This is a genomic window from Alcaligenes sp. RM2 (assembly GCF_052931795.1).
Genome location: NZ_JBRFIO010000003.1, coordinates 274,466 through 293,928 on the forward strand (window position 1 = coordinate 274,466; position 19,463 = coordinate 293,928).

20 protein-coding genes are annotated in these 19,463 nt (G+C 56.7%); 8 read left to right on the forward strand and 12 right to left on the reverse strand.

Annotated features, from left to right (window positions below; translation table 11 throughout):
• Position 1: 1 nt before the first annotated feature.
• Complete coding sequence (locus ACU6HM_RS12945; RefSeq protein WP_035273445.1) at positions 2-754, forward strand: enoyl-CoA hydratase/isomerase family protein; 753 nt, start codon at positions 2-4, stop codon at positions 752-754.
• A gap of 55 nt (positions 755-809) precedes the next feature.
• Positions 810-1,376, forward strand: a complete 567-nt coding sequence (locus tag ACU6HM_RS12950; protein WP_060186695.1) for a cysteine dioxygenase family protein — start codon at positions 810-812, stop codon at positions 1,374-1,376.
• Position 1,377: 1 nt separating this feature from the next.
• On the opposite strand, the gene ACU6HM_RS12955 is transcribed toward ACU6HM_RS12950, so the two are convergent.
• The 5 genes from ACU6HM_RS12955 to ACU6HM_RS12975 form a co-directional block, all read right to left on the reverse strand.
• Entirely contained in the window at positions 1,378-2,139 is a 762-nt protein-coding gene (locus ACU6HM_RS12955) for an alpha/beta hydrolase family protein (RefSeq protein WP_083054568.1), read from the reverse strand.
• Positions 2,136-3,260, reverse strand: coding sequence for a DUF3182 family protein (locus ACU6HM_RS12960; RefSeq protein WP_446763912.1), 1,125 nt, complete (start codon positions 3,258-3,260; stop codon positions 2,136-2,138). The genes ACU6HM_RS12955 and ACU6HM_RS12960 overlap by 4 nt, the downstream gene beginning before the upstream one ends.
• 45 nt (positions 3,261-3,305) lie before the next feature.
• Positions 3,306-4,100 (reverse strand): trehalose-phosphatase, encoded by a 795-nt coding sequence (gene otsB, locus ACU6HM_RS12965; protein WP_060186696.1) that lies wholly within the window; start codon positions 4,098-4,100, stop codon positions 3,306-3,308.
• Position 4,101: 1 nt separating this feature from the next.
• Positions 4,102-5,073 (reverse strand): SDR family oxidoreductase, encoded by a 972-nt coding sequence (locus ACU6HM_RS12970; RefSeq protein WP_022983321.1) that lies wholly within the window; start codon positions 5,071-5,073, stop codon positions 4,102-4,104.
• An 85-nt stretch (positions 5,074-5,158) separates the two neighbouring features.
• Positions 5,159-5,581 (reverse strand): KGG domain-containing protein, encoded by a 423-nt coding sequence (locus ACU6HM_RS12975; protein WP_446763913.1) that lies wholly within the window; start codon positions 5,579-5,581, stop codon positions 5,159-5,161.
• 137 nt (positions 5,582-5,718) lie between these two features.
• Here ACU6HM_RS12975 and ACU6HM_RS12980 point away from each other — a divergent pair, with 137 nt between their 5' ends.
• Positions 5,719-6,780, forward strand: coding sequence for a mechanosensitive ion channel family protein (locus ACU6HM_RS12980; protein ID WP_250756082.1), 1,062 nt, complete (start codon positions 5,719-5,721; stop codon positions 6,778-6,780).
• Here the strand turns inward: ACU6HM_RS12980 and ACU6HM_RS12985 are convergent.
• Both ACU6HM_RS12985 and rpoN read right to left on the reverse strand, forming a co-directional pair.
• Positions 6,725-8,125 carry an alpha,alpha-trehalose-phosphate synthase (UDP-forming) gene (locus ACU6HM_RS12985; RefSeq protein ID WP_369327140.1) on the reverse strand — a complete coding sequence of 467 codons (1,401 nt, stop codon included), beginning with the start codon at positions 8,123-8,125 and terminating at the stop codon, positions 6,725-6,727. The two genes, ACU6HM_RS12980 and ACU6HM_RS12985, sit on opposite strands and share 56 nt — an antisense overlap.
• Before the next feature lie 63 nt (positions 8,126-8,188).
• The gene (rpoN, locus tag ACU6HM_RS12990) at positions 8,189-9,559 is read right to left on the reverse strand and encodes an RNA polymerase factor sigma-54 (protein ID WP_446763914.1); all 1,371 of its coding nucleotides are present in this window, start codon (positions 9,557-9,559) and stop codon (positions 8,189-8,191) included.
• A 235-nt stretch (positions 9,560-9,794) separates the two neighbouring features.
• Between rpoN and ACU6HM_RS12995 the strand changes: the two genes are divergently transcribed.
• The gene (locus ACU6HM_RS12995) at positions 9,795-10,331 is read left to right on the forward strand and encodes a DUF4142 domain-containing protein (protein WP_446763915.1); all 537 of its coding nucleotides are present in this window, start codon (positions 9,795-9,797) and stop codon (positions 10,329-10,331) included.
• Positions 10,332-10,371: 40 nt separating this feature from the next.
• On the opposite strand, the gene ACU6HM_RS13000 is transcribed toward ACU6HM_RS12995, so the two are convergent.
• Both ACU6HM_RS13000 and ACU6HM_RS13005 read right to left on the reverse strand, forming a co-directional pair.
• Positions 10,372-11,400 (reverse strand): sigma-54 interaction domain-containing protein, encoded by a 1,029-nt coding sequence (locus ACU6HM_RS13000; protein WP_446763916.1) that lies wholly within the window; start codon positions 11,398-11,400, stop codon positions 10,372-10,374.
• Between the two features lie 353 nt (positions 11,401-11,753).
• On the reverse strand, positions 11,754-12,230 hold the full coding sequence (locus ACU6HM_RS13005; RefSeq protein WP_009460799.1) for a YbaK/EbsC family protein: 477 nt from the start codon (positions 12,228-12,230) through the stop codon (positions 11,754-11,756).
• Positions 12,231-12,347: 117 nt separating this feature from the next.
• Between ACU6HM_RS13005 and ACU6HM_RS13010 the strand changes: the two genes are divergently transcribed.
• Positions 12,348-12,767 carry a DUF411 domain-containing protein gene (locus ACU6HM_RS13010; protein WP_446763917.1) on the forward strand — a complete coding sequence of 140 codons (420 nt, stop codon included), beginning with the start codon at positions 12,348-12,350 and terminating at the stop codon, positions 12,765-12,767.
• Positions 12,768-12,883: 116 nt separating this feature from the next.
• Positions 12,884-13,267, forward strand: a complete 384-nt coding sequence (locus ACU6HM_RS13015) for a DUF4168 domain-containing protein (protein WP_026485377.1) — start codon at positions 12,884-12,886, stop codon at positions 13,265-13,267.
• Positions 13,268-13,567: 300 nt separating this feature from the next.
• Here ACU6HM_RS13015 and ACU6HM_RS13020 read toward each other — a convergent pair whose 3' ends face one another.
• Together ACU6HM_RS13020 and ACU6HM_RS13025 are read right to left on the reverse strand one after the other, a co-directional pair.
• Complete coding sequence (locus tag ACU6HM_RS13020) at positions 13,568-14,521, reverse strand: DUF3829 domain-containing protein (RefSeq protein ID WP_446763918.1); 954 nt, start codon at positions 14,519-14,521, stop codon at positions 13,568-13,570.
• Between the two features lie 212 nt (positions 14,522-14,733).
• On the reverse strand, positions 14,734-15,837 hold the full coding sequence (locus ACU6HM_RS13025; protein WP_446763919.1) for a metal-dependent hydrolase: 1,104 nt from the start codon (positions 15,835-15,837) through the stop codon (positions 14,734-14,736).
• A 212-nt stretch (positions 15,838-16,049) separates the two neighbouring features.
• Between ACU6HM_RS13025 and trhO the strand changes: the two genes are divergently transcribed.
• Positions 16,050-17,057: an oxygen-dependent tRNA uridine(34) hydroxylase TrhO gene (gene trhO / locus ACU6HM_RS13030; protein WP_022983316.1), complete on the forward strand. Its 1,008-nt coding sequence runs from the start codon at positions 16,050-16,052 to the stop codon at positions 17,055-17,057.
• Between the two features lie 148 nt (positions 17,058-17,205).
• A complete protein-coding gene (locus ACU6HM_RS13035) occupies positions 17,206-17,889 on the forward strand; it encodes a glutathione S-transferase (RefSeq protein WP_250756077.1) in 684 nt (227 codons plus the stop codon).
• Between the two features lie 119 nt (positions 17,890-18,008).
• Here the strand turns inward: ACU6HM_RS13035 and ACU6HM_RS13040 are convergent, their stop codons facing one another.
• Positions 18,009-19,400, reverse strand: a complete 1,392-nt coding sequence (locus tag ACU6HM_RS13040; RefSeq protein WP_009460813.1) for a dicarboxylate/amino acid:cation symporter — start codon at positions 19,398-19,400, stop codon at positions 18,009-18,011.
• Between the last annotated feature and the right edge of the window lie 63 nt (positions 19,401-19,463).

Consider the following 19,463-nt stretch of genomic DNA (forward strand, 5'->3'; position numbering starts at 1 on the left):
CATGTCGGATTATCAGTGCATTCTTGTAGAAAACCATGATGATGGTGTTTCAATCTTCACGATCAACCGTCCCGATCGCCGCAATGCCTTGAGCGCCACTGTGGTCAAGGAATTGCAGCAAGCGTTTCTGGCCTTTGACGAAGACCCCACACGCCGCGTAGCCGTGCTGACCGGGGCAGGCAATGATGCTTTTTCTGCCGGGGCGGATATTAATGAGTGGCCCGAGTTGTGGCGCGCCATTCCCACGGTAGGCTTTGAAACCGACAAGCCCATTATTGCGGCCGTCAGCGGTTGGTGCGTGGGGGGAGCCCTGGTGATGGCAATGATGACGGACTTGCTGGTAGCGTCCGAGAGTGCCAAGTTTTCTTACCCCGAAGCCAAGCTGGGCTTTACCGGCGGCATCATCTCGGGCCTGGCCTCGCGCATTCCGCATCATGCCGCCATGGAAGTGATCTTGTTGTGCCGTACGCTGGAAGCCCGCCGTGCTTACGATCTGGGTTTTGCCAATGAAGTGGTGCCGGTAGGCGAGCAAGTCCAGGCTGCTGTGCGTATGGCGCAGGACTTGGCCAAGATGTCGCCGCGTGTTTTGCAAACCTTGAAGCGCTTTATCAATAATGAAGTGCTGACGCGCGGCCCGTCCGAGCAGATGGCGCGCACCATGCGGCAACTGAAAGCGATCGAGGATAGTTATGATGCCAAGGAAGGGATGAACGCGTTCAAAGAAAAACGTGCCCCGGTGTATCTGAACAAATAAGAACTGATTCACGAATTGGGCCGCAAGGCCCAGTCAACTATGGAGACATCCCCTTATGCACCCCCGTTTTGAGCGTTTTATTCAAGGGATGAATGAATTGACCGGCCGCCCGGCTGTCGCCGAGGCGGATATCCTGCGTGATGGCCGTGTCCTGCTGGGCGAACTGGTGGCCCAGGACGATTGGCTGGCCCCGGAGTACACCCAGCCCCATCCTCAGTTTTATCAGCAGTACTTGCTGTATTGCTGTCCGCAGGAACGCTTTTCCGTGGTCAGCTTTGTGTGGGGTCCCGGCCAGAAAACCCCTATCCACGACCATACCGTGTGGGGCTTGATTGGTATGTTGCGTGGCGCGGAACGCTCCCGGCCTTTTGACCGTGATCCCGATACCGGCCATATGACAGAACAAGACACACAGACTCTGGAACCAGGCGTGGTGGAAGTGGTGTCACCCACGGTGGGTGATATACACGAGGTCTCCAATATGTATGACGACCAGGTGTCCATCAGCATTCACGTTTATGGCGCGGATATCGGCAAGGTACGCCGTCACGTCTTTGACCCGCAGACTGGGCAGGCCAAGGAGTTTGTCTCCGGCTATGCCAACCGTCCGGCTGTCGCGTGAGTCAAGTGGTGTTGTTGGGCAGGTGCCCAATACGGGCGCCAATAATCATTTCCTGAATCCAGCGGTAAAGCAGCACGGAGTAATCACGCTGGGCGACTTTCTCGTCCAGTGCGTGGTTGCTTCCTTCCAGTACCCGATGCGTCAGAGAGTGGGCCTGGCTGAAGGCTTGGCGATACGTTAGCAAGGTCTGGCGGGGAATCAGCTCATCGTATTCCGCTTCAAACAGCAGAACATCTCCCGTGAATTTGGAGCAGGCCTGCAAGGCGCGGTTCTCTTGCGGAGAATGAGTATGCAGACGGTAGTCCTGCAGCAACTCTCGGTTGAGCTGATCCTTTGGAGACAGCCAATCGTCGTCCGGGTACAAGGCAGGAGCCAGCAAGCTGAGCCAGCGTACCGATCGAAATTCACTTAACAGGCAGGCCAGATAGGCGCCATAACTGTGCCCCACAATGGCGATGGAGCTGGAGTCCACCATAGGGTGGCTGCTCAAGGTGTCAAAGGCCGCGCAGATGTCCTGAAAGTTCTGTTCTCGGGTGACGTTCTCGCGCTCGTGCTGATTGGCATTGTGCCCGGCAAGATCAAAGGTCAGACAAATACAGCCCATACCGGCAATGGTGTGGGCGCGTTTCAGGTCAAAGTGCTGGCTGCCGCCCCAACCGTGCACGAACAAAATGCCAGGGACAGGGGATTGGGGGACTAGCAGGCGTGCATCCAGGTGCTGATGGGGCACTTTGATGGTGGTGTTGAAAATTTCCGTACTCATGATGGCAGTGGGCCGCCGAAGCGGGCAAGATAAGCCTCGTCTTCTTGGTCGAGGCTGTAAAGATGAGGGGAGTTTTTCACCAGGCTGGCATCGTCCAGATAGCGCTCGCGTGTCCATGCGTGGGTATGTTGGAGCTCAGGGTGGCGTTGCAGGGTGCGGATGGCCAGAATCTCTGCAATGGACGCTCCGCCAAAACGCCAGGAATGTTCCAGTACGGCTGCCTTGTAGTGGCCACGCGCATTTTTACCGACGATGAGGTCATAGTTGCGACGTGAGGCATACAGTTCAGGAAAGGCCTGCCTGATGTTTTTTTCGTAGCTTATGGTCAGCTCAAGCAGATGCTCAATGCGCTTCATGCCCGAGAGCTGCAGCAACTGCTGAAACCCGCCGCGAACCAGTAGCAAGCTGGAGCCGCCATATACGGACTCGTGCTGCAGGTTGGTGGTCTGGTGTTGCTGGCCGATATAGGAAAAAAGATGCTCGCCCACCTGGGTCTGGCCGATGCTGAAGGTCTCGCCATCGAGCAGGTTCTCCTCCAGTACCAGACCCTGTTCCAGTTGACTCTGCCACGGCGGCAGGTTCAAGAGCTCTTCCAGCTCTTGACGGCTGTAGATCACCTTCTGGCCTTTGCCTGCATTAGCACTGGCCAGTTTGGCCCGTATGCCGGTCTGGCCTGCTTCATCCAGAAGGCTCATTGTGCGTAGCGCGTCGTTTCTTGAAAAGACGCTGTAGCCTGGCAAGACCGTGTGCCGTAACGCCAGGCCCAGCTCATTGTTCCAGCCTTCCGGGCGGTCCATATCGTCCTGGGGAAGGGGATGGGCGACGGTTTTATGGGCCAGAAAGTCATATGGCACTACACCCCCATACAGTTGGGAGGCCTGTTCGATACCCAGTTGTCGCGCCTGCTCCAGGCTCAAGGTCTGCAGGGGGAGGTAGTAAGTGTTTGCGGAGCTGGGCTTTAGCTGGTCTTCATAGTCAATATGGACTCGAGGCAGATCCAGGAATTGCGCCAGTTCCCTGGCCATGAATTCCAGACTTTGGAGCGCGCCCTTGTTGCAGCCCTTGCTGGGCAGGCTGATTTGCAAGGAGGTCTTGGGCGTAGAGGTAAGTATCTTGCTCATGGGGCCATCCTTTTAAATAAAGAGAGTGCGGCCAGTGTCAGCGAGTCATGGCGCAACCGTTTTGGCGCCAGAGGGCGTTCGCTGTGCCAGCTCGGAGAAAAAGCGCGTCTCCAGCAGACTGGTTTGCAAAAGTGTCAGCAGGTCAGAGGGGTGTGGCAAGGAAAGCTGGGCCGCGCTGGCTGGCTCCTGAGGACCGATGCGTATGCTCAGCCCGCCTTTCTGGTTCACAAACTCAAAGGCGGCCTCATCGGTCAAGTCGTCGCCAATCATGACGGGCTTGCGGTCGGCGAACGCGGGCAGGCGTTGGGCTCGGGCCAGGGCTTGGCCTTTGTCAAAGCCGCTCATGCGCAGTTCGATGACACAATGTCCGCGGATCAGATCAAAGCCGGGATATTCCGAGCACAGCACGTGCAGTTCCGTGGCCAAGGCCTCGCCAACTTCAGGGCGTTGCCGAAAGTGCACAGCCACACCGTGCGATTTGCGCTCCATCCAAACCAGTGAGTAGGGGTGGATCAGGGCGGCGACAGAGCGGGACAGGCTGTGGTGCTCAGCCGGGTTGATCGGGATGTTCCAGCATTCCTGACCCTCGGCGTCATACATGGCTGCGCCGTGGCTGCTGATCATGGCAAGCGGAAGCTTGGTGCAGGCGATATGCAGGCTGTCATAGTCGCGGCCTGAAACCAGTGCCACCGCGCCGTCGCAGGCAGCGTGCAGATTCAGCAGCAGGCCGGCAGTGGACGGGGGAAGAAATACCTGGTCAGGCCGCGCAGCCAAGGGGACCAGGGTACCGTCCAGATCCAGAAACAAGGCGGTCTGATCCAAATGCAGAGCGTTATTCATATCAGCTTCCTGGGTAACCCGTGATGGGGAGCACGGTGCCGGTGATGTAGCTGGCGGTGATCGGGCTGGCCAGGTAGACATAGGCAGGCGCCAGTTCTTCCGGCTGGGCGGGGCGGCCAAAGACCGTATCGGCACCAAACTCGGGGATTTTTTCGGCCGGGGAGTCGGCGGGGTTCAAGGGGGTCCAGACGGGTCCGGGAGCGACCGCGTTTACACGTATACCTTTGGGCGCCAGGTTGGCCGCCAGGGAGTACGTGAAGGCAATAATGGCGCCCTTGGTGCTGGAGTAGTCCAGCAGATGAGCGGCCCCGCGCAAGGCTGTGACCGAGCTGGTATTGACGATGGCATCGCCCGCGTGAAGGTGCGGCAGGCAGGCCTGGGCCATGTAGATATAGCCATAGATATTGGTGTGGAAGGTTTCATTGAGCCGCTCCGGGGTCAGGTCCAGCAAGGATTGGGCATGTTCCTGAAAGCCGGCATTGTTGACCAGAATATTCAGGTGACCGAAGCGGTCAAGTACCTGCTCAATCGCTTGTCGACAAAATTCAGGGTCTTTCACATCGCCGCGCAGTGTCAGGCATTGGCGGCCTTCGGCCTCGACGGCCAGACGAGTGCGTCCGGCATCTTCATCCTCGTGCAAATACACAATCGCCACATCGGCACCTTCTCGGGCATAGAGCACGGCAACGGCCCGGCCTATGCCCGAGTCCCCACCGGTAATCACGGCGACTTTTCCTTCCAGCTTGCCGCTGCCCTTGTAGCTGGAGGCTTCGTAGCGGGGGGCCGGGTCCAGATCACTTTCACACCCAGGCTTTTCCAGGTGTTGTTGCGGCAGGGGGGGAGTGGGGTAATCGCTGCCTGGGTGGCTCTTATCGTGCGTGACGGGCTCGTTCTGGCCGACCCCGTTCTTGTCCTTCTGGTCCTGCTGTTCTTGCAGGTGACGTTGCTCTTTCACTGTTTGACGCGTTGTCATGACGGCTCCTGAAATAGACAAGGAATGGGACAGGGCGCGGCGGCCCTGGTGGGTGCGCCGCGTCCAACTGGGGCTTGGTTAAGGCTTAGCGTCGCTGGTCCTGGGTGGCCTTGCCACCTTTGGCGCCGGCCTTGCGGGCCTCCTCGGAGTCGAACTCATGGGCCGTGCCCTTTTCATGGGCTGCCCGGCCACCCTTGGCACCGGCTTCACGGGCTTCTTCAGAAGTGAACTCGTGAGCTGTGCCCTTTTCATGAGCGGCGCGACCGCCCTTGGCGCCCGCTTCGCGAGCTTCTTCAGAGTTGAACTTGTGCGCCGTACCGCGTTCATGGGCTACACGGCCGCCTTTAGCGCCAGCCTCACGGGCCTCTTCCGGGGTGAATTCGTGCGCGGTGCCTTTTTCGTGCGAGGCACGCCCACCTTCAGCAGCAATCTCGCGCTGCTTTTTGTCGTCCATGGAGGCAAAGCCACGTTGATCTTTATGATCCTGTTTGTTGGTGTGCTGGGTCATATAACTCTCCTTGAGAAAGAACACCAATCACGTGATTGGTTATGACTGACCCAGCACAAAGCGTGCCTGACTGCCTGGGGGCGGGGCGCGGCACACAAGTTGCTGTATCTGGAGACATGGTTTTCAGGAGAGCAATCATGATGTCAATGACGTGGTGGATGTGGCTGCTGTTATTGCTGGGCGGCTGGGCGATACTGCTGCTGGTGCATTTTCTGGGTGGCAAGATTATTGAAAGACTGGCCTCGCCAGAGCACTTTCTGCGGTTTTTCAGCGAACGGATACGCTGGCCGTCGCGGCTGTTTTTTCTGGCCGTATTTTTGCGCATATGTATTCCGCTGGCCCCCATCTCGGCCAAGTGGCAGTCCTATCTGATCGTTGGGGACATGCTGGTGCTGATTATCTGCACGACCTGGATGCTGATGAGTGCAGTCGAATCTCTGTTCCAGCTTGTGGTGGTGCGTCACCCCTTGAATGTGTCCGACAATCTGCGTTCGCGTCAGATCTACACCCAGGCGCGTGTGCTGGCACGCAGTGTGCATTTCTTGCTGGTCTTGCTGGGCTTGTCCTTTGCTTTGATGGTTCTACCCGGCGCACGGCAACTGGGCACCAGCCTGCTGGCATCGGCCGGGGTAGCGGGGCTGGTAGCCGGTATTGCTGCCCGGCCGGTGCTGGGTAACTTTATTGCCGGTTTGCAGATCGCATTCACCCAGCCCATACGCATTGACGATGTGGTGATTGTGGAAGGGGAGTGGGGCCGGATAGAGGAAATCACGGCCACTTATGTGGTGGTACGTGTGTGGGACGAGCGCCGTCTGATCGTTCCCTTGCAATGGTTTGTAGAAACTGTCTTCCAGAACTGGACCCGTCGCAGCGCCTCTTTGCTGGGCACGGTATTTCTATGGGTGGACTACAAGGTTGAAATGCAGGGCTTGAACACGGCATTCAAGGACTTGTGCGAGTCCTCTGAATTGTGGGATGGGCGCGTTCAGGTGTTGCAGGTGACCGATACCAATGAGTGGGGGATGCAGTTGCGCTTTCTGGTCAGTGCTGCCGACTCGGGCCGTTTGTTCGACTTGCGCTGTTTGTTGCGCGAGCGCTTGGTGGCCTATCTGGGTCAGCACCAACCGGATGCATTTGTACGCGTCAGGATGCTGGAAGCTCAGCCAGAGGGTCATGGGCCTGATTCAAGCCCGAGCTGATGCCAAGATCATGCAGGAACTGTTCGCACCACTGCCTCAGGTCCTGCTGTCGCAGTTGCATCATTAAATGCTGGTGGCGTCGGCGTCGTTCCTCTAGCGGCATGTTCAAGGCCTGATACAGGCTGCGTGCGGTGGCGTCCGCATCAAATGGGTTGACGGGCAGGTAGCCGCCTTGCAGGGATTGTGCCGCGCCCGTAAAGGTGGACAGAACCAGGACACCGGGGTCGGCGGGGTCCTGGGCAGCGATATATTCTTTGGCCACCAGATTCATTCCGTCACGCAAGGGTGCGATAAAACCGACGCGGGCGCGGCGCAACATGCGCATCAGCTGGCCGGCCGGAAAGGCGCGGTTCATGTACACCACCGGACTCCAGCCTGGCGTGGCAAATTGACCGTTAATCTGTCCGGCCAGACTTTCCAGCTCTTCACGCATGACTTGATAATCGTGAATATCGCCGCGGGTAGAGGGGGCGATTTGGACATACGTTGTTTGCCCGTGCAGCGTCGGGTAGCTGCGCAGCAGCGTATCCAGGGTGCGCAGCCGATAGGCCAGGCCCTTGGTGTAATCCAGCCTGTCCACACTGATAATGGTGTCAGGCCCGTTGACTGGTTCGATTGGTGTGGCGCTGTCGGTCCATGAGGGGGCCTTGGCCAGAGCCTGAACCAGATCCACATCGATACTGATGGGATAGACGTCTGTGCTGACGGTACGGGCGCCTGACTCGCTCGTGTGCGGTGGCACTAAGGTCTGGAGTGCGGCTGTCAGCGCATGATGGTCGCCACGGCTTTGGACGCCAATCTGGTCGTAATGGTGCAGCATGGGCAGCCATTGTTCATAGCGGGGAATGGAGCGCAGAATCTCCGGGCACGGAAAGGGGGTGTGAAAGAACAGGCCAATGGCCTGCTGCATTCCTTGCTCTCGGCAAAAATGGGCTAATGGCATCAGGTGGTAGTCATGGACCCAGATCAAGTCGTCCTCTTCGGCAATCTGGCGCAAATAAGCGGCAATTTGCCGGTTGATCTCCAGGTATTGCTGGAAGTGGTGGGTCTGGAAGTCCATCAGGTCCAGGCGGTAGTGAAAGGCGGGCCAAAGGCAGGTGTTCGCGTAACCGCAGTAAAACTGTTCGTATTGCTCCTGGGTGAAGGAGAAGGTGACGGCTTGGTAGCTGCCCCGATCTTCGGTACGCAACGCCCCCGGCTGTGGATCACATTGGCCGTTCCACCCCAGCCAGATGCCCTGGGTCTGCGGGTGCTTTAACAATTGATCTACCGCGACGGCCAGCCCGCCTGTGCAAGGTTGATCGGAACTGGCCACGCGTACGGACACCACAATGATTTTGCTCATGCTGATTCTCGCTTTGTTTTATTAAGGGATCTTCGTTGGAGAATCAGCAAATTGCGTACCCGCTCAGTTCAAGGGGTGCACATCCTGCCCGCTGACAGCACGCAAGCGTGCCCGTTGCAAACGTTCGCGGGCATTGGGAATACCCAGTTGCAGGCGGTACTTGGTGACGGTTCGTTTGGATAGCTCCACACTGTTCTGACGCAGCGCCTGATGCAAGTCGACATCGCTTAAAGGCTGACGCTCTGGTTCACTGGCAATCAGCCGGCGTATCTGCTCCTTGACCAGGGCGGTGGAGCAACTGCCACCGAAATCAGTCTCCAGCTCGCCGGAGAAAAAATGCCTGAAGCTCAAGGTGCCAAAGGGAGTGCTCATGTACTTGTTGGCAGTCGCTCTGGAGATGGTGGATTGATGCAGATCCAGCTCCTTGGCCAGATCGCTGATGCGCAGGGGTTGCAGGCCTTGCTCACCTAGCTCGAAAAAAAGGATCTGGTGCCGGACGATGAGTTCAGCGACACGGCACACCGTGCTGCGCCGCATCGCCAGACTCTCGGCCAGCCAGCGAGCCTGAGTCAGGGCGCTGTGCAAAGGGCGGTTCTGTTGCGTGCGTGCCTGTTGCTCCAGGGTGGCGGCATATTCTTGATGCACCTGAACGCGTGGCAGGCTGCGAGGGTCCGCGAGCACGCGCCAATGCTTGCCATCGCGGTAGACGTGGACGTCTGGCGTAATGGCCTGGCGTAACGGTTCCAGATAAGCCAGACCGGGCTTGGGGTCCAGGCTTTGCAGTTCGCGTAGCGCCTGATGAAAGTCTGCATCGGACAGATTCAGGCGGCTCTGCACTTGTGACCACTCGCCTTGCGCCAGCGCGGGCAGCTCGGTAGCCACTAACTTGAGCAGTCTCTGTTTCAGAACCGGGTCTAGAGACTGACGCGCCTGGATCTGCAAGCGCAACGCGTCGGACAGGCAGTGGGCACCTGTACCGGGAACAGAAAGGGACTGGACCAGCGCCAGCGCGGTTTGCCATTCGGCAAGGGGGATGTGTTCGTAGCCGGTGGGGAGCAGGTCTTCAAAGTGATCGCGCAAGTATCCGTTGTCATCCAGGGCGTTCACGATCAGGGCACATAAGGCCTTGCAGCGCTCACTGGCGTGACTCAAACGTACATGCTCCAGGATCTGTTCGTCACGGCTGCGCGGAGCCGGGCTTATGTCGTGCTTATCGATCAGGTGAGCGCTTTGGCTGGACCCAGGATGGGACAGGCCCTCTCGTACGGGGGCGGCGGGTTCTGGAGCGGGTTCCAGTAGGGGATTGTCTTGCAGGCTGTCTTGTACCAGCGTTTGCAGCTCCTGCGCCGAGAGCTGCAGGATTTGTGCGGACTGTTGCAGTCGCTGCGAGAGGGTTTGCTGCATGTGCAGCTGCGGAACCATTTCCAGCTTCATGGTGGCGTCTCCTTGTGCTTGGTGATGCGAACCGACAGTTCTTCGGACACAGTTGCCGGGATGATCCGGGCCCTGTGCTATCTACATAGCAAGTTCCGTTCCTGCCCCAAGGTTGAAGGCGCGGGTACGGCCCTTGCTAGGACACCGTCAAGGCTTTGCTGGCCATGCGGATTGGCCTCAGGTCAGCAAAGATGTTCTGGTTTCAGGCAATGACTGACGTTTTTGGAGGTGTGCGATGCGAGTAAGACATCTGATGTGTTTGGCGGTGGCGGCGGGTCTGGTATTGGGTTTGAGTGTTCGCAGTGCTTCTGCCATTGAGCTGTTTTCTCCGGATAAAGGGTTTTTGAGAGATGCGGCACAATCGGGACATTTTGAAGTGACGGCTGCCAAGCTGGCTCTGGAGCGCAGCAACAACGATAGAGTGGTCGAATTTGCACAAATGATGATCGACGACCACGAGCAACTGGCCCAGGAACTGCAGACGCTGGCACAGGCACGCAAGGTGGAGTTGCCCACGGAGCCCAGCCTGATGCAGCGTGGCAAGATTTCCATGCTGGAGGGCGCGGAGGGTGAACAGTTTGATGCGGACTATGCCAACGAAGCGGCGGTCAAAGCACATGAGGACACCATCAAGCTCTTTGAGGACTACATCAAGGATGGCAAAGACAAGGAGGTCATGGGTTTTGCCCAGGACGCTTTGCCCATGCTGCAGCAGCACTTGCGACATGCTCATGCTCTGGCAGACTCCATGAAGCCTGCCGTGGCCCAGTAAGCGTTTGTCGGGCTTGCTCAGTTACATGCTGGGCAAGCTTTTATTCCATTGGATCGGCCTCCATATTGATTTCCACATGATCGCCGCTGCTCATCACATAGCTGCGCAGGATCGCATTGCGCAACTGGCGTATATTGCCCGGCCAGTGATAGCGTTCGATCTCCTGCATACTGGCCAGGCTCAGTGAGCGGTTCTGCTGATGCTCCTGGTTCAGCTGTTCTACCAAGTGCTTGGCGATCAGGACGGCATCGTCGCCGCGTTCACGCAGGGGGGGAATTTGAATCGGAAAGACCCCCAGGCGGTAATACAGATCTTCGCGCAGTTTCTTGTCCTCAATAGCGCGCATGGGCGGGCGATTGGTCGCAGCGATGATGCGGGCATCATGTTTGATCAACTTGTCGCCACCTACCTTCATGTATTCGCCATTTTCCAATGCGCGCAGCAGCTTGGTTTGGGCGTCTATGGGCATTTCGGTTATTTCGTCCAGGAACAGCGTGCCCTGGTCCGCCAGTTCAAAGTAGCCCTGCCGATTACGTTCGGCTCCGGTAAAGCTGCCTTTTTCGTGGCCGAACAGCTCGCTTTCGATCAGTTGTTCTGAAATGGCTGAACAGTTGATGGGTACATACGCCTGTTCCTTGCGAGCGCTGCAGCGGTGAATGGCCCGGGCCGCCAGTTCCTTGCCGGTGCCACTCTCGCCAATCAGCAGCACAGGCAGGTCGGTGCTGGCCACTTTGCTGATCTTTTCATAGAGTTTTTTCATGGGGGCGGAACAGCCTACAAACTCGCCAAAGTCATGATGCTGCTCGGCTTGAAAAGCACAGGCACCGTTTTGATACTTGGCTTTTAATTGCTCCAGCAAGGTGCGCAATTGCGCCTGGTCTTGCCGGGTCGAGCCACTGTAGGCGTGCAAGGTATAGCTTTCCACCGCATCCAGTCCGATGCGACGGCTCAACTCCTGAGCCTGCAGGGCGCTGACACTGGGGCCAAACAGCAGGGCATCAGGAGTTTTCTGGTGATAACGGATCAGAACATCTTCTGGCGTATTTGCAGCGATGGCGGAAAAGTTCATCTGCCGCGCCAATGCCAAAAAAAGGCTTATAAAAGCTGAATCTGTCTCCAGCAATAATAGGTGGGGCATTTTTTCCTCTGGGATAGACAAAGTTAATTTGAGATCCGATGTCTTATCCTAATCAGGATAGAAAGGGCATTCGTTACCAGATATGGCAAGGACGAACCCGCTTATTTTCTGAAAATACCTTATGGCCGCGTCCCCATGCCTTGAGCTCTTATGGCGTTTTTTGTCGCCTGGTCATGTACGTATTCAACTTACACATCTGTTTACCTGTCAGCGACGGGCAGGTTTGCCTGCGCCTGGGGGGCACAAGGCAGCAGGTCAACCTCTGACCCAATCGCAGGTGGGGGTCAGGACTGAGCTGGAGGCGGCTGAGTCACATCAATCCATTGCGCGCGGGTCAGCTCGGCCAGGCGCTGCGGGGTGATGCGTACCGCAGAATTAATAGAGCCTGCTGCGGGCAAGACCGTGTCGTAGTCCTGCAAGGACAGATCGCAGTAAATCTCCAGCGGGGTAGCCAGACCAAAGGGGCAGACCCCGCCAACCGGGTGACCCGTCAAGGCTTCAGTGCTTTCCAGGTCCAGCATTTTTACGCGCGTACCGAAGGCGGTACGCAGCTTCTTGTTGTCCAGACGGGCATCACCTCGAGCGACCAGCAGTACTACTTTATCGCCCACTTTCAAGCTAAGCGTCTTGGCAATTTGTCCCGGCTCGACTTGGTGCACTTGCGCAGCCAGCACGACGGTGGCTGTGCTTTCGGTGGTTTCAATTACCTGAATATCGGCAGCGTGTTCGTTAAAAAACTGTTTGACGGAATCAAGACTCATGGCGGATCAGGACGGATTAGTGTGTTTTGTTAAACTTTTTTGCGAGTGCCTAGTCTTAGTCAAGTGCATGAGAGTGTCAACCAGAGCGCCGTGGCGCTGCAAAACAGGAATGTAATTGTGATTAAACCTTTATTGTTGACGGCCAGCCTGATGGCCTTCAGTTCCATGGCGTTGGCAGAGGGTCCCGCTATTACGATGTACCAGGATCCTGACTGTGGTTGTTGTGGGGGCTGGGCACAGTACATGCGCGATGAAGGCTTTGAGGTCAAAGAGGTCAAGGTCGTGAAGATTCAAGACGTGAAGCGGCTTTTGAGAGTGCCGGAGAACCTGGCGTCCTGCCACACCGCGATGATTGAAGAGACGGGGCAATTGATTGAAGGCCATGTGCCTGCCAAGGTCGTCAAACGCATGATGAATGATGGCAGTGTGCGTGGGGTGGCCGCGCCAGGCATGCCCGCCAATTCACCCGGCATGGGCCAGATGGACGGCAATTTGGTAACCGTGGACTTTAACGGACGTCCTTACTCGCGCGACTGAAGTCTGTAAGGGGAAGGGTGGCATGCAGATACACGAAACTACATTGAGAAACTTGTAAGCTGCTGCCGCTCTTGTCATGATGGTCGTTCATTGACTCTGTTTAGGAGGTTCTATCCATGCAGCCCTCAGTTAAAGCTTTTCTTGCTGCTACCGCAGTCGCATTTGGCATGTACAGCCCTTTTGCGATGGCCCAGGGCAATGCGGCTCCGGCCAACTCGGCAGCCCCTGCTGCCACCCAGATCGTTAAACCTACGGATTCTCAGCTGGAGCAATATGCGCGCACCTACAAGAAGGTCGCCCAAACTGCTTCGGAATATCAGCCGCGTCTGGATGCGGCCAAAAGTGATGCAGAGCGTCAGGCTATTGTTCAGGAAGCCGACCAGCGCCTGGTAGGCGTGGTCAGTGCCAATGGCATGGATCTGGCGGACTACAACGGCATCAGTCTGGCGATTCAGCAGGACCCGGCCTTGCGCCAGCGTGTTGAAGGGATGCTGAAATAAGGCTTGTTTGTGATCCTCGGGTTTGACAGAGCGCCGGGTGTCATTTTGTAGTGACCGTAGTGGGTAAATTTAAACCCTGGACGTAATCGTCCAGGGTTTTTTTTGGCGCCGTGCTGCCCTAAAGCTCGGCGCCCCCGGTAAAAAGCCCCTCGGAGGCACTAAGCCAAAGGCGCAGCGTGGGGGCTTATTGTGTGGATCGCTTCAAGACGAAGCGTGCCCGCCAGAGCCGGCATGACTGCCTGCATTGAGACTGGAGCCTGACGCCAGGTTTACGGCTTCAAGCTCAGTCTCTGGGTGCCATTAGCAACGGGGATAGTTAAGCGCCCCGATCATTGCATTGAATTTCAATTGCAAGCTGCTGGCGTCATTTTTTATGGGGTTATTGATCTGCCAGCTGATCGAGCCTTGCTGAGGTACGTAATTGCCTTCAGAGGCATGCTGGATGACGCTTCTGCCCTGGGCCAGGAATTCATTCATTTTCGACATGATTCGTGGGCATCCTTGCGGCGTTTCTTCCTTGAATTTTTTATCCCAGTTACTGATCATCGCAGCTGCCTGGTCAAGACTTTCCTGGAAGGGGGGGATGCTCTCTTTTGCCCCCTGCTGCTCGAAAATAGCGTCGACTTTGTTCATGGCCTGCTTGCTGAACAGCACGGCACCCAAACGGTAATGCTCCATGGAGTCCTTGGGAGCTTTATCGAAAGAGGTCTGGATGTTTATCTCATCCTGTTTCTGAATGCCTTGGAGAAATGCAGCCTCTGCCTGTACGACTTCTGTCAGGGCGTTGACGAACGCCTCGTTATTGTCGGCTGCCTTTTTGCCGCCATCCGTCAGAAACTCTTTTGATTCGGCATAGTTGTTCAACTCGGAATTGAGAGGTGCCAGCTTGGTCAAGGAGTCGTCAAACTGCTTTGCTGGCCCATCTATTTCCGGCATGTTGGCTTCCAGTGCCAAGGCGGACTTCAGTTTTTCCTGGGTGTTCTTGATGCTTACCAGTGAAACAACGGAATAGTTATCCAGCTTCTTGCCCGAGCGCACGGCAGGCTCGTAGACGGTTTGATAATCGGAAAGCGCACGGTAGAAAGGCGTATGCAAGCTATTGGCAACTTCAACATAGGCATTGTATTTCTGGATAAAGCCTTGCTCGGATGAGACCGCTTGAGATGGTGTTTCTGTCGCTTCTTCGCTGTTGCAGCCCGCAATAGCGAAGCAAAGGCCCAGCGTGGCGAAAACAGATAGTTTTTTTAAATTCATGATGAAAGTGATTGATGCTTTTGATGCGTTGGCAATACGTTAAAACCCCTATCGGGCAGGACGCAATTTTATAGCTTCACCACTTCGTATTTTGTATCAAGCTAGGACCTTATGTTTCAGGAGCGCGTGCTACACGCGGCCGGGCGGGCTAGCAAGAGTTGGCTATGCCCACCTTGCACAGGCCCGTCTCCATCTCTGGTTTTTGGCCTTGCTTAATTCATGTCCTGGAAGTCTGGGCTTGCCCTGGGAATAGGTACACCGGCATCAATGCGTTTGGCCCATTCTTGTAGCGGTAGTGGTGGAGTCGGCTCCCAAATACGACGCAGAACGGGCTTTAGCAAAGCAATATTGTGGCCACTGGCCCAACGATACGGAATCACGGGCAACCAGGTGTCGTCTGCAATGCGTTCGGCTACGACAAAGCGGAAACTGTACTGGCCGGGGCCCAGGCTCATGCGTATATCACTGACCACCAGCAGGTCATCGATGATGTCGTAGCGCAGCCAATCGTCCGAAAACCAGCGCAGTTGCTCCAGCTGTTTCAAGGGGGGGAACAACTGGGTGTAGTCGCTATGAACGGGCAGGCACAGGGATTCGTATTGATGCCCCTTGGGTGCACGCAGCCGGTCCAGCAGGCCCACCATGACTTCGCATTCCCGGTCCTGTGTGTCGCGCACCAGTACACGCCAGAGCAGGATGTTCATGGGTTGGGCGGCGGAGTATACCCGCGTGATTTCCACCTGCTCTTGTTTGAGCTGTGCGGTCGCCTGTTGCTCGGCCCAGAACTTGGCACCTACCGAGGCTGCCAGATACAGGCTGCTCAAGAGCAAGGCCCAGTTGCAGGCCCGTATCGTTGCGGGTGCCGGTCCACGTATCAAGCCTATGATCGTGGCGATCAGTAAGGGCACGGTATAGAGCGGGTCAATAATGAAGATGCTGGACCAGGTTGCCGGGGTAGCGGCCAAAGGCCACAGCAATTGCGTTCCGTAACTGGTAAAGGCATCCAGAAGAGGGTGGGTAATCAGCGCCAGCCAGACCGCCAGCCCCAGCCTCCCTGCAGAGGCACGTGCTTGTGGAAACAGCAGTCGCCATAAAAGGGTGATCAGGATGCCTGCCGCGCTCAACACAAATAAAGAGTGCGAGAAACCGCGATGACTGACCATGGAGGTAATCGGGTCCCCATATTGAATGAAGACATCCAGATCGGGCAGGGTGGCGATGATGGCACCGGACAGGATCGCCTTGCGGCCATACTGCCGCCCGAGGAGGGAGCCGCAGATGCTGGCACCGAGGACTGCTTGTGTTACGGAATCCATAGCTCTCGTGCAAAGTGAAACAGGGACCGGGGCCAGATGCGGCCTGACGGCTTTAGCGTTATGATTTTAAAGTTGAATCCCCGGCCCGCCCTATTTTTTTGACGGGCGTCAAAGGCCCAAGGGGTATCAGTCGCGTATAGTGTACGACGGCCTACGCTGTCCTACCGCCTGCGGGCTGCGCCACCGCTTCTATCCAGAGAATTCGTTTACCTATGTCTACCTACCTGATCGCGGCTTTATATAAGTTCGTGGAATTGCCCGATTTCGCACAAATGCGCGACCCCTTGTTTGCTTTTTGCGAGCAGCATGAAGTCAAAGGCACGCTGTTGCTGGCGCGCGAAGGGATTAACGGCACGATTGCCGGCCCTCAGGAGGGTATTCGTGCCGTCTTGGCATATCTGAACTCCGATCCACGTATTTCTGGCCTGGTGCATAAAGAATCCTATGCCGACAAGGCTCCGTTTTACCGCCTCAAGGTGAAGCTGAAAAAAGAGATCGTTACCCTGGGTGTACCGGATCTGAAAACCGCCGAAATGGTGGGCGAGTATGTTGCTCCCGAAGACTGGAATGCCCTGATCAGCGATCCGGACGTGGTGGTGGTGGATACCCGCAACGATTACGAAGTGGGTATTGGCACTTTTAACCGTGCCATCAACCCCAAGACCCAAAGCTTTACCGAGTTTCCTCAGTGGGTGGCCGAGCAGTCCAAGGAAGGCGGTGTCTTGCATGGCAAACCGCGCGTGGCCATGTTCTGTACCGGCGGTATCCGCTGTGAAAAATCCACAGCCTTCATGCGTTCGCAAGGCTTTGATCAGGTTTACCACCTGCAAGGCGGCATTCTGAAATATCTGGAAGAGATTCCAGCAGCAGAAAGCCTGTGGGATGGTGACTGCTTTGTGTTCGACGAGCGCGTATCGGTGCGTCACGGTCTGGAACCCGGCGATTATGATTTCTGCCGTGCCTGTCGCATGCCTATCAGCGAAGAGGAAAAAGCCTCGCCCCAGTTCGAAGAAGGCGTCAGCTGTCCCTACTGCCACGGCCACAGTTCCCCCGAGCAGATCGAGCGTTTCCGCGAGCGTCAAAAGCAAGTGGCCTTGGCGCGCGAGCGTGAAGAGCGTCACATTGGCGTCAGCATGGACGAGTTGACCGAGCGCCGTGAGGCCGCCCGCCGCAAGGCGGAAGAGCAACGCCTGCTGGCTCAGCAAGGCAAGGACGCCTAGCCCTGATCGGGCCACTGTGTTACCTCTACTAGCTTGATTCTGGCGCTGCGTCGTTTATAGTCCGCCCTTCTGCTACAGAAGGGCGCTTTGCATAAACGCCAGCGCTTTAAGTCCGTGCCTGTGGCGCGGCTTTTTAACGGGATTGAGCATGTCCTTATCTGATCTGCCCATTTTGTATTCCTTTCGCCGTTGCCCCTATGCCATGCGGGCACGGCTGGCTATTGCGGCCAGCGGCGTAACTTGTCAGTTGCGCGAAGTCGTACTGCGCGACAAACCCGAGGCCCTGCGCCTGGCCTCTCCCAAAGCCACCGTCCCGGTGCTGGTCTTGCCCGATGGCAAGGTTATTGATGAAAGCCTGGACATCATGCGTTGGGCTTTGGCGATTCAAGATCCCAAGCAGTATTTGCAGCCTGAGCAGGGCGATGTCGAGCAAATGCTGGCCCTGATTGCGGCCAATGACGGGCCTTTCAAGCGGCATCTGGATTGCTATAAATACCCGGATCGCCATACCGAGGATGAACAATTCACGGATGCCGCCAGTTTTTCGGCCCTGCATAGAGCCCAAGCCAGTGAATTATTGATGGGCCTGAATGCCCGCATCGAACAGCAGGGCTACCTGATGGGACAGCGTCCTTGTCTGGCAGATTTGGCGATTGCCCCCTTTGTGCGGCAATTCGCACAAGTGAACAGGGACTGGTTTGATGCGCAGCCTTGGACGGCCTTGTCGACCTGGTTGCTGAACTTTCAGTCCAGCCCTTTGTTCCTGAGCATCATGGATAAATACCCTGCCTGGACGCCAGACAGCGAGATTGTGCGGTTTCCTTCTGTCTGACTGAGTCGCTAACGACTTGCCCAAAGCAATACGAGCGGGAGCAGCTTGGCAAGAACAAGCAGACAAGCAAAAGGCCGGTTCTCAATTGAAAACCGGCCTTTCTTTTTCAAGTGCCCGAATCAGGCTGCAACAGTCGCGCGCGGCTCGCTGGCCTCTTGTGCGGGAATCTCCATGTCACCGCGCTGATGCAAGGTGACGCTGGTATCCAGCGGTGGCAGCTCGCCATTCATGGCGCTGTTGAGTTGATCGGTATCCAGTTCGCCTTCCCAGCGGGCAACCACAATGGTGGCAACCGCATTGCCCACCAGATTGGTCAGCGCACGGCATTCGGACATGAAGCGGTCAATCCCCAGGATCAGAGTCATGCCAGCGATAGGTACCGAAGGCACCACGGACAGGGTAGCCGCCAGGGTAATGAAACCGGCCCCCGTCACACCCGCCGCGCCTTTGGAGCTGAGCATTGCAACCAGCAATAGCAGAACCTGCTGCTGCAAGGTCAGTGGAATATCACAAGCCTGGGCGATGAACAGGGCCGCCATGGTCATGTAGATATTGGTGCCGTCCAGGTTGAAGGAGTAGCCGGTAGGTACAACCAGGCCGACAACCGACTTGGCACACCCGGCGCGTTCCATCTTCTGCATCAAGGTAGGCAAAGCCGCTTCCGAGGAGCTGGTACCCAGCACCAGCAGCAGTTCTTCACGAATGTAGCGGATCAGCTTGGTGATGGAAAAGCCGTTGTAGCGGGCCACGGCACCCAGAATGATCAGCACAAAAAGCACGGAGGTGACGTAGAAAGTCACCACCAGCAGCGCCAGGCTGGACACGGATTCAATCCCGTATTTACCGATGGTGAAAGAGATGGCACCGAAGGCCCCGATGGGAGCGGCTTTCATCAGGATAGCAACCAGCTTGAAAACAGGCGTCATCAAGGCTTGCAGCAGTTTCAGCACGGGTTTGCCGTGATCGCCCACAGCGGCCAGGGCAATACCAAACAGCACGGCCACAAACAGCACCTGCAGAATGTCGCCGCCGGTAAAGGGGCTGATCAGGGTGGCGGGGATGATGTTCATCAAAAAGCCCGTCAGCGTGCTGTCATGGGCTTGCTGCACGTAACCCTGGATAGAGCTGGGGTCCAGGGTGCTGGGGTCAATGTTCATGCCATGGCCGGGCTGCACGATATTGCTGACCACCAAGCCTACAATCAGGGCCAGCGTGGAGAAAGTCAGAAAGTAAATCATGGCCTTGCCCACCACACGGCCCACTTTTTGCAGGTCTGTCATGGCGGCAATGCCGGTGGCTACCGTCAGGAAAATGACGGGCGCAATAATCATTTTGACCAGCTTGATGAAGGCATCGCCCAAAGGTTTCATGCTCTCGCCCAGCGAGGGGTAAAAATGGCCCAGCAAAATCCCGATAGTGATGGCGATGATGACCTGTACGTACAAAATTCGATACCACTTGATTTTGACGATCTGCGGTACCGAACGGTCTCCTGTGCTTATATCCATCATGATGTCGTCTCCGTGACTTGATGTAGCCGACCTGGCAGTCAGCTGGTGGCCTGCTTGGAATTG

Coding starts and splice junctions, on each gene's coding strand:
- ACU6HM_RS12945 (WP_035273445.1), top strand. CDS start 2: ATGTCGGATTATCAGTGCATTCTTGTAGAAAACCATGATGATGGTGTT.
- ACU6HM_RS12950 (WP_060186695.1), top strand. CDS start 810: ATGCACCCCCGTTTTGAGCGTTTTATTCAAGGGATGAATGAATTGACC.
- ACU6HM_RS12955 (WP_083054568.1), bottom strand. CDS start 2,139: ATGAGTACGGAAATTTTCAACACCACCATCAAAGTGCCCCATCAGCAC.
- ACU6HM_RS12960 (WP_446763912.1), bottom strand. CDS start 3,260: ATGAGCAAGATACTTACCTCTACGCCCAAGACCTCCTTGCAAATCAGC.
- otsB (WP_060186696.1), bottom strand. CDS start 4,100: ATGAATAACGCTCTGCATTTGGATCAGACCGCCTTGTTTCTGGATCTG.
- ACU6HM_RS12970 (WP_022983321.1), bottom strand. CDS start 5,073: ATGACAACGCGTCAAACAGTGAAAGAGCAACGTCACCTGCAAGAACAG.
- ACU6HM_RS12975 (WP_446763913.1), bottom strand. CDS start 5,581: ATGACCCAGCACACCAACAAACAGGATCATAAAGATCAACGTGGCTTT.
- ACU6HM_RS12980 (WP_250756082.1), top strand. CDS start 5,719: ATGATGTCAATGACGTGGTGGATGTGGCTGCTGTTATTGCTGGGCGGC.
- ACU6HM_RS12985 (WP_369327140.1), bottom strand. CDS start 8,125: ATGAGCAAAATCATTGTGGTGTCCGTACGCGTGGCCAGTTCCGATCAA.
- rpoN (WP_446763914.1), bottom strand. CDS start 9,559: ATGAAGCTGGAAATGGTTCCGCAGCTGCACATGCAGCAAACCCTCTCG.
- ACU6HM_RS12995 (WP_446763915.1), top strand. CDS start 9,795: ATGCGAGTAAGACATCTGATGTGTTTGGCGGTGGCGGCGGGTCTGGTA.
- ACU6HM_RS13000 (WP_446763916.1), bottom strand. CDS start 11,400: ATGAACTTTTCCGCCATCGCTGCAAATACGCCAGAAGATGTTCTGATC.
- ACU6HM_RS13005 (WP_009460799.1), bottom strand. CDS start 12,230: ATGAGTCTTGATTCCGTCAAACAGTTTTTTAACGAACACGCTGCCGAT.
- ACU6HM_RS13015 (WP_026485377.1), top strand. CDS start 12,884: ATGCAGCCCTCAGTTAAAGCTTTTCTTGCTGCTACCGCAGTCGCATTT.
- ACU6HM_RS13020 (WP_446763918.1), bottom strand. CDS start 14,521: ATGAATTTAAAAAAACTATCTGTTTTCGCCACGCTGGGCCTTTGCTTC.
- ACU6HM_RS13025 (WP_446763919.1), bottom strand. CDS start 15,837: ATGGATTCCGTAACACAAGCAGTCCTCGGTGCCAGCATCTGCGGCTCC.
- trhO (WP_022983316.1), top strand. CDS start 16,050: ATGTCTACCTACCTGATCGCGGCTTTATATAAGTTCGTGGAATTGCCC.
- ACU6HM_RS13035 (WP_250756077.1), top strand. CDS start 17,206: ATGTCCTTATCTGATCTGCCCATTTTGTATTCCTTTCGCCGTTGCCCC.
- ACU6HM_RS13040 (WP_009460813.1), bottom strand. CDS start 19,400: ATGATGGATATAAGCACAGGAGACCGTTCGGTACCGCAGATCGTCAAA.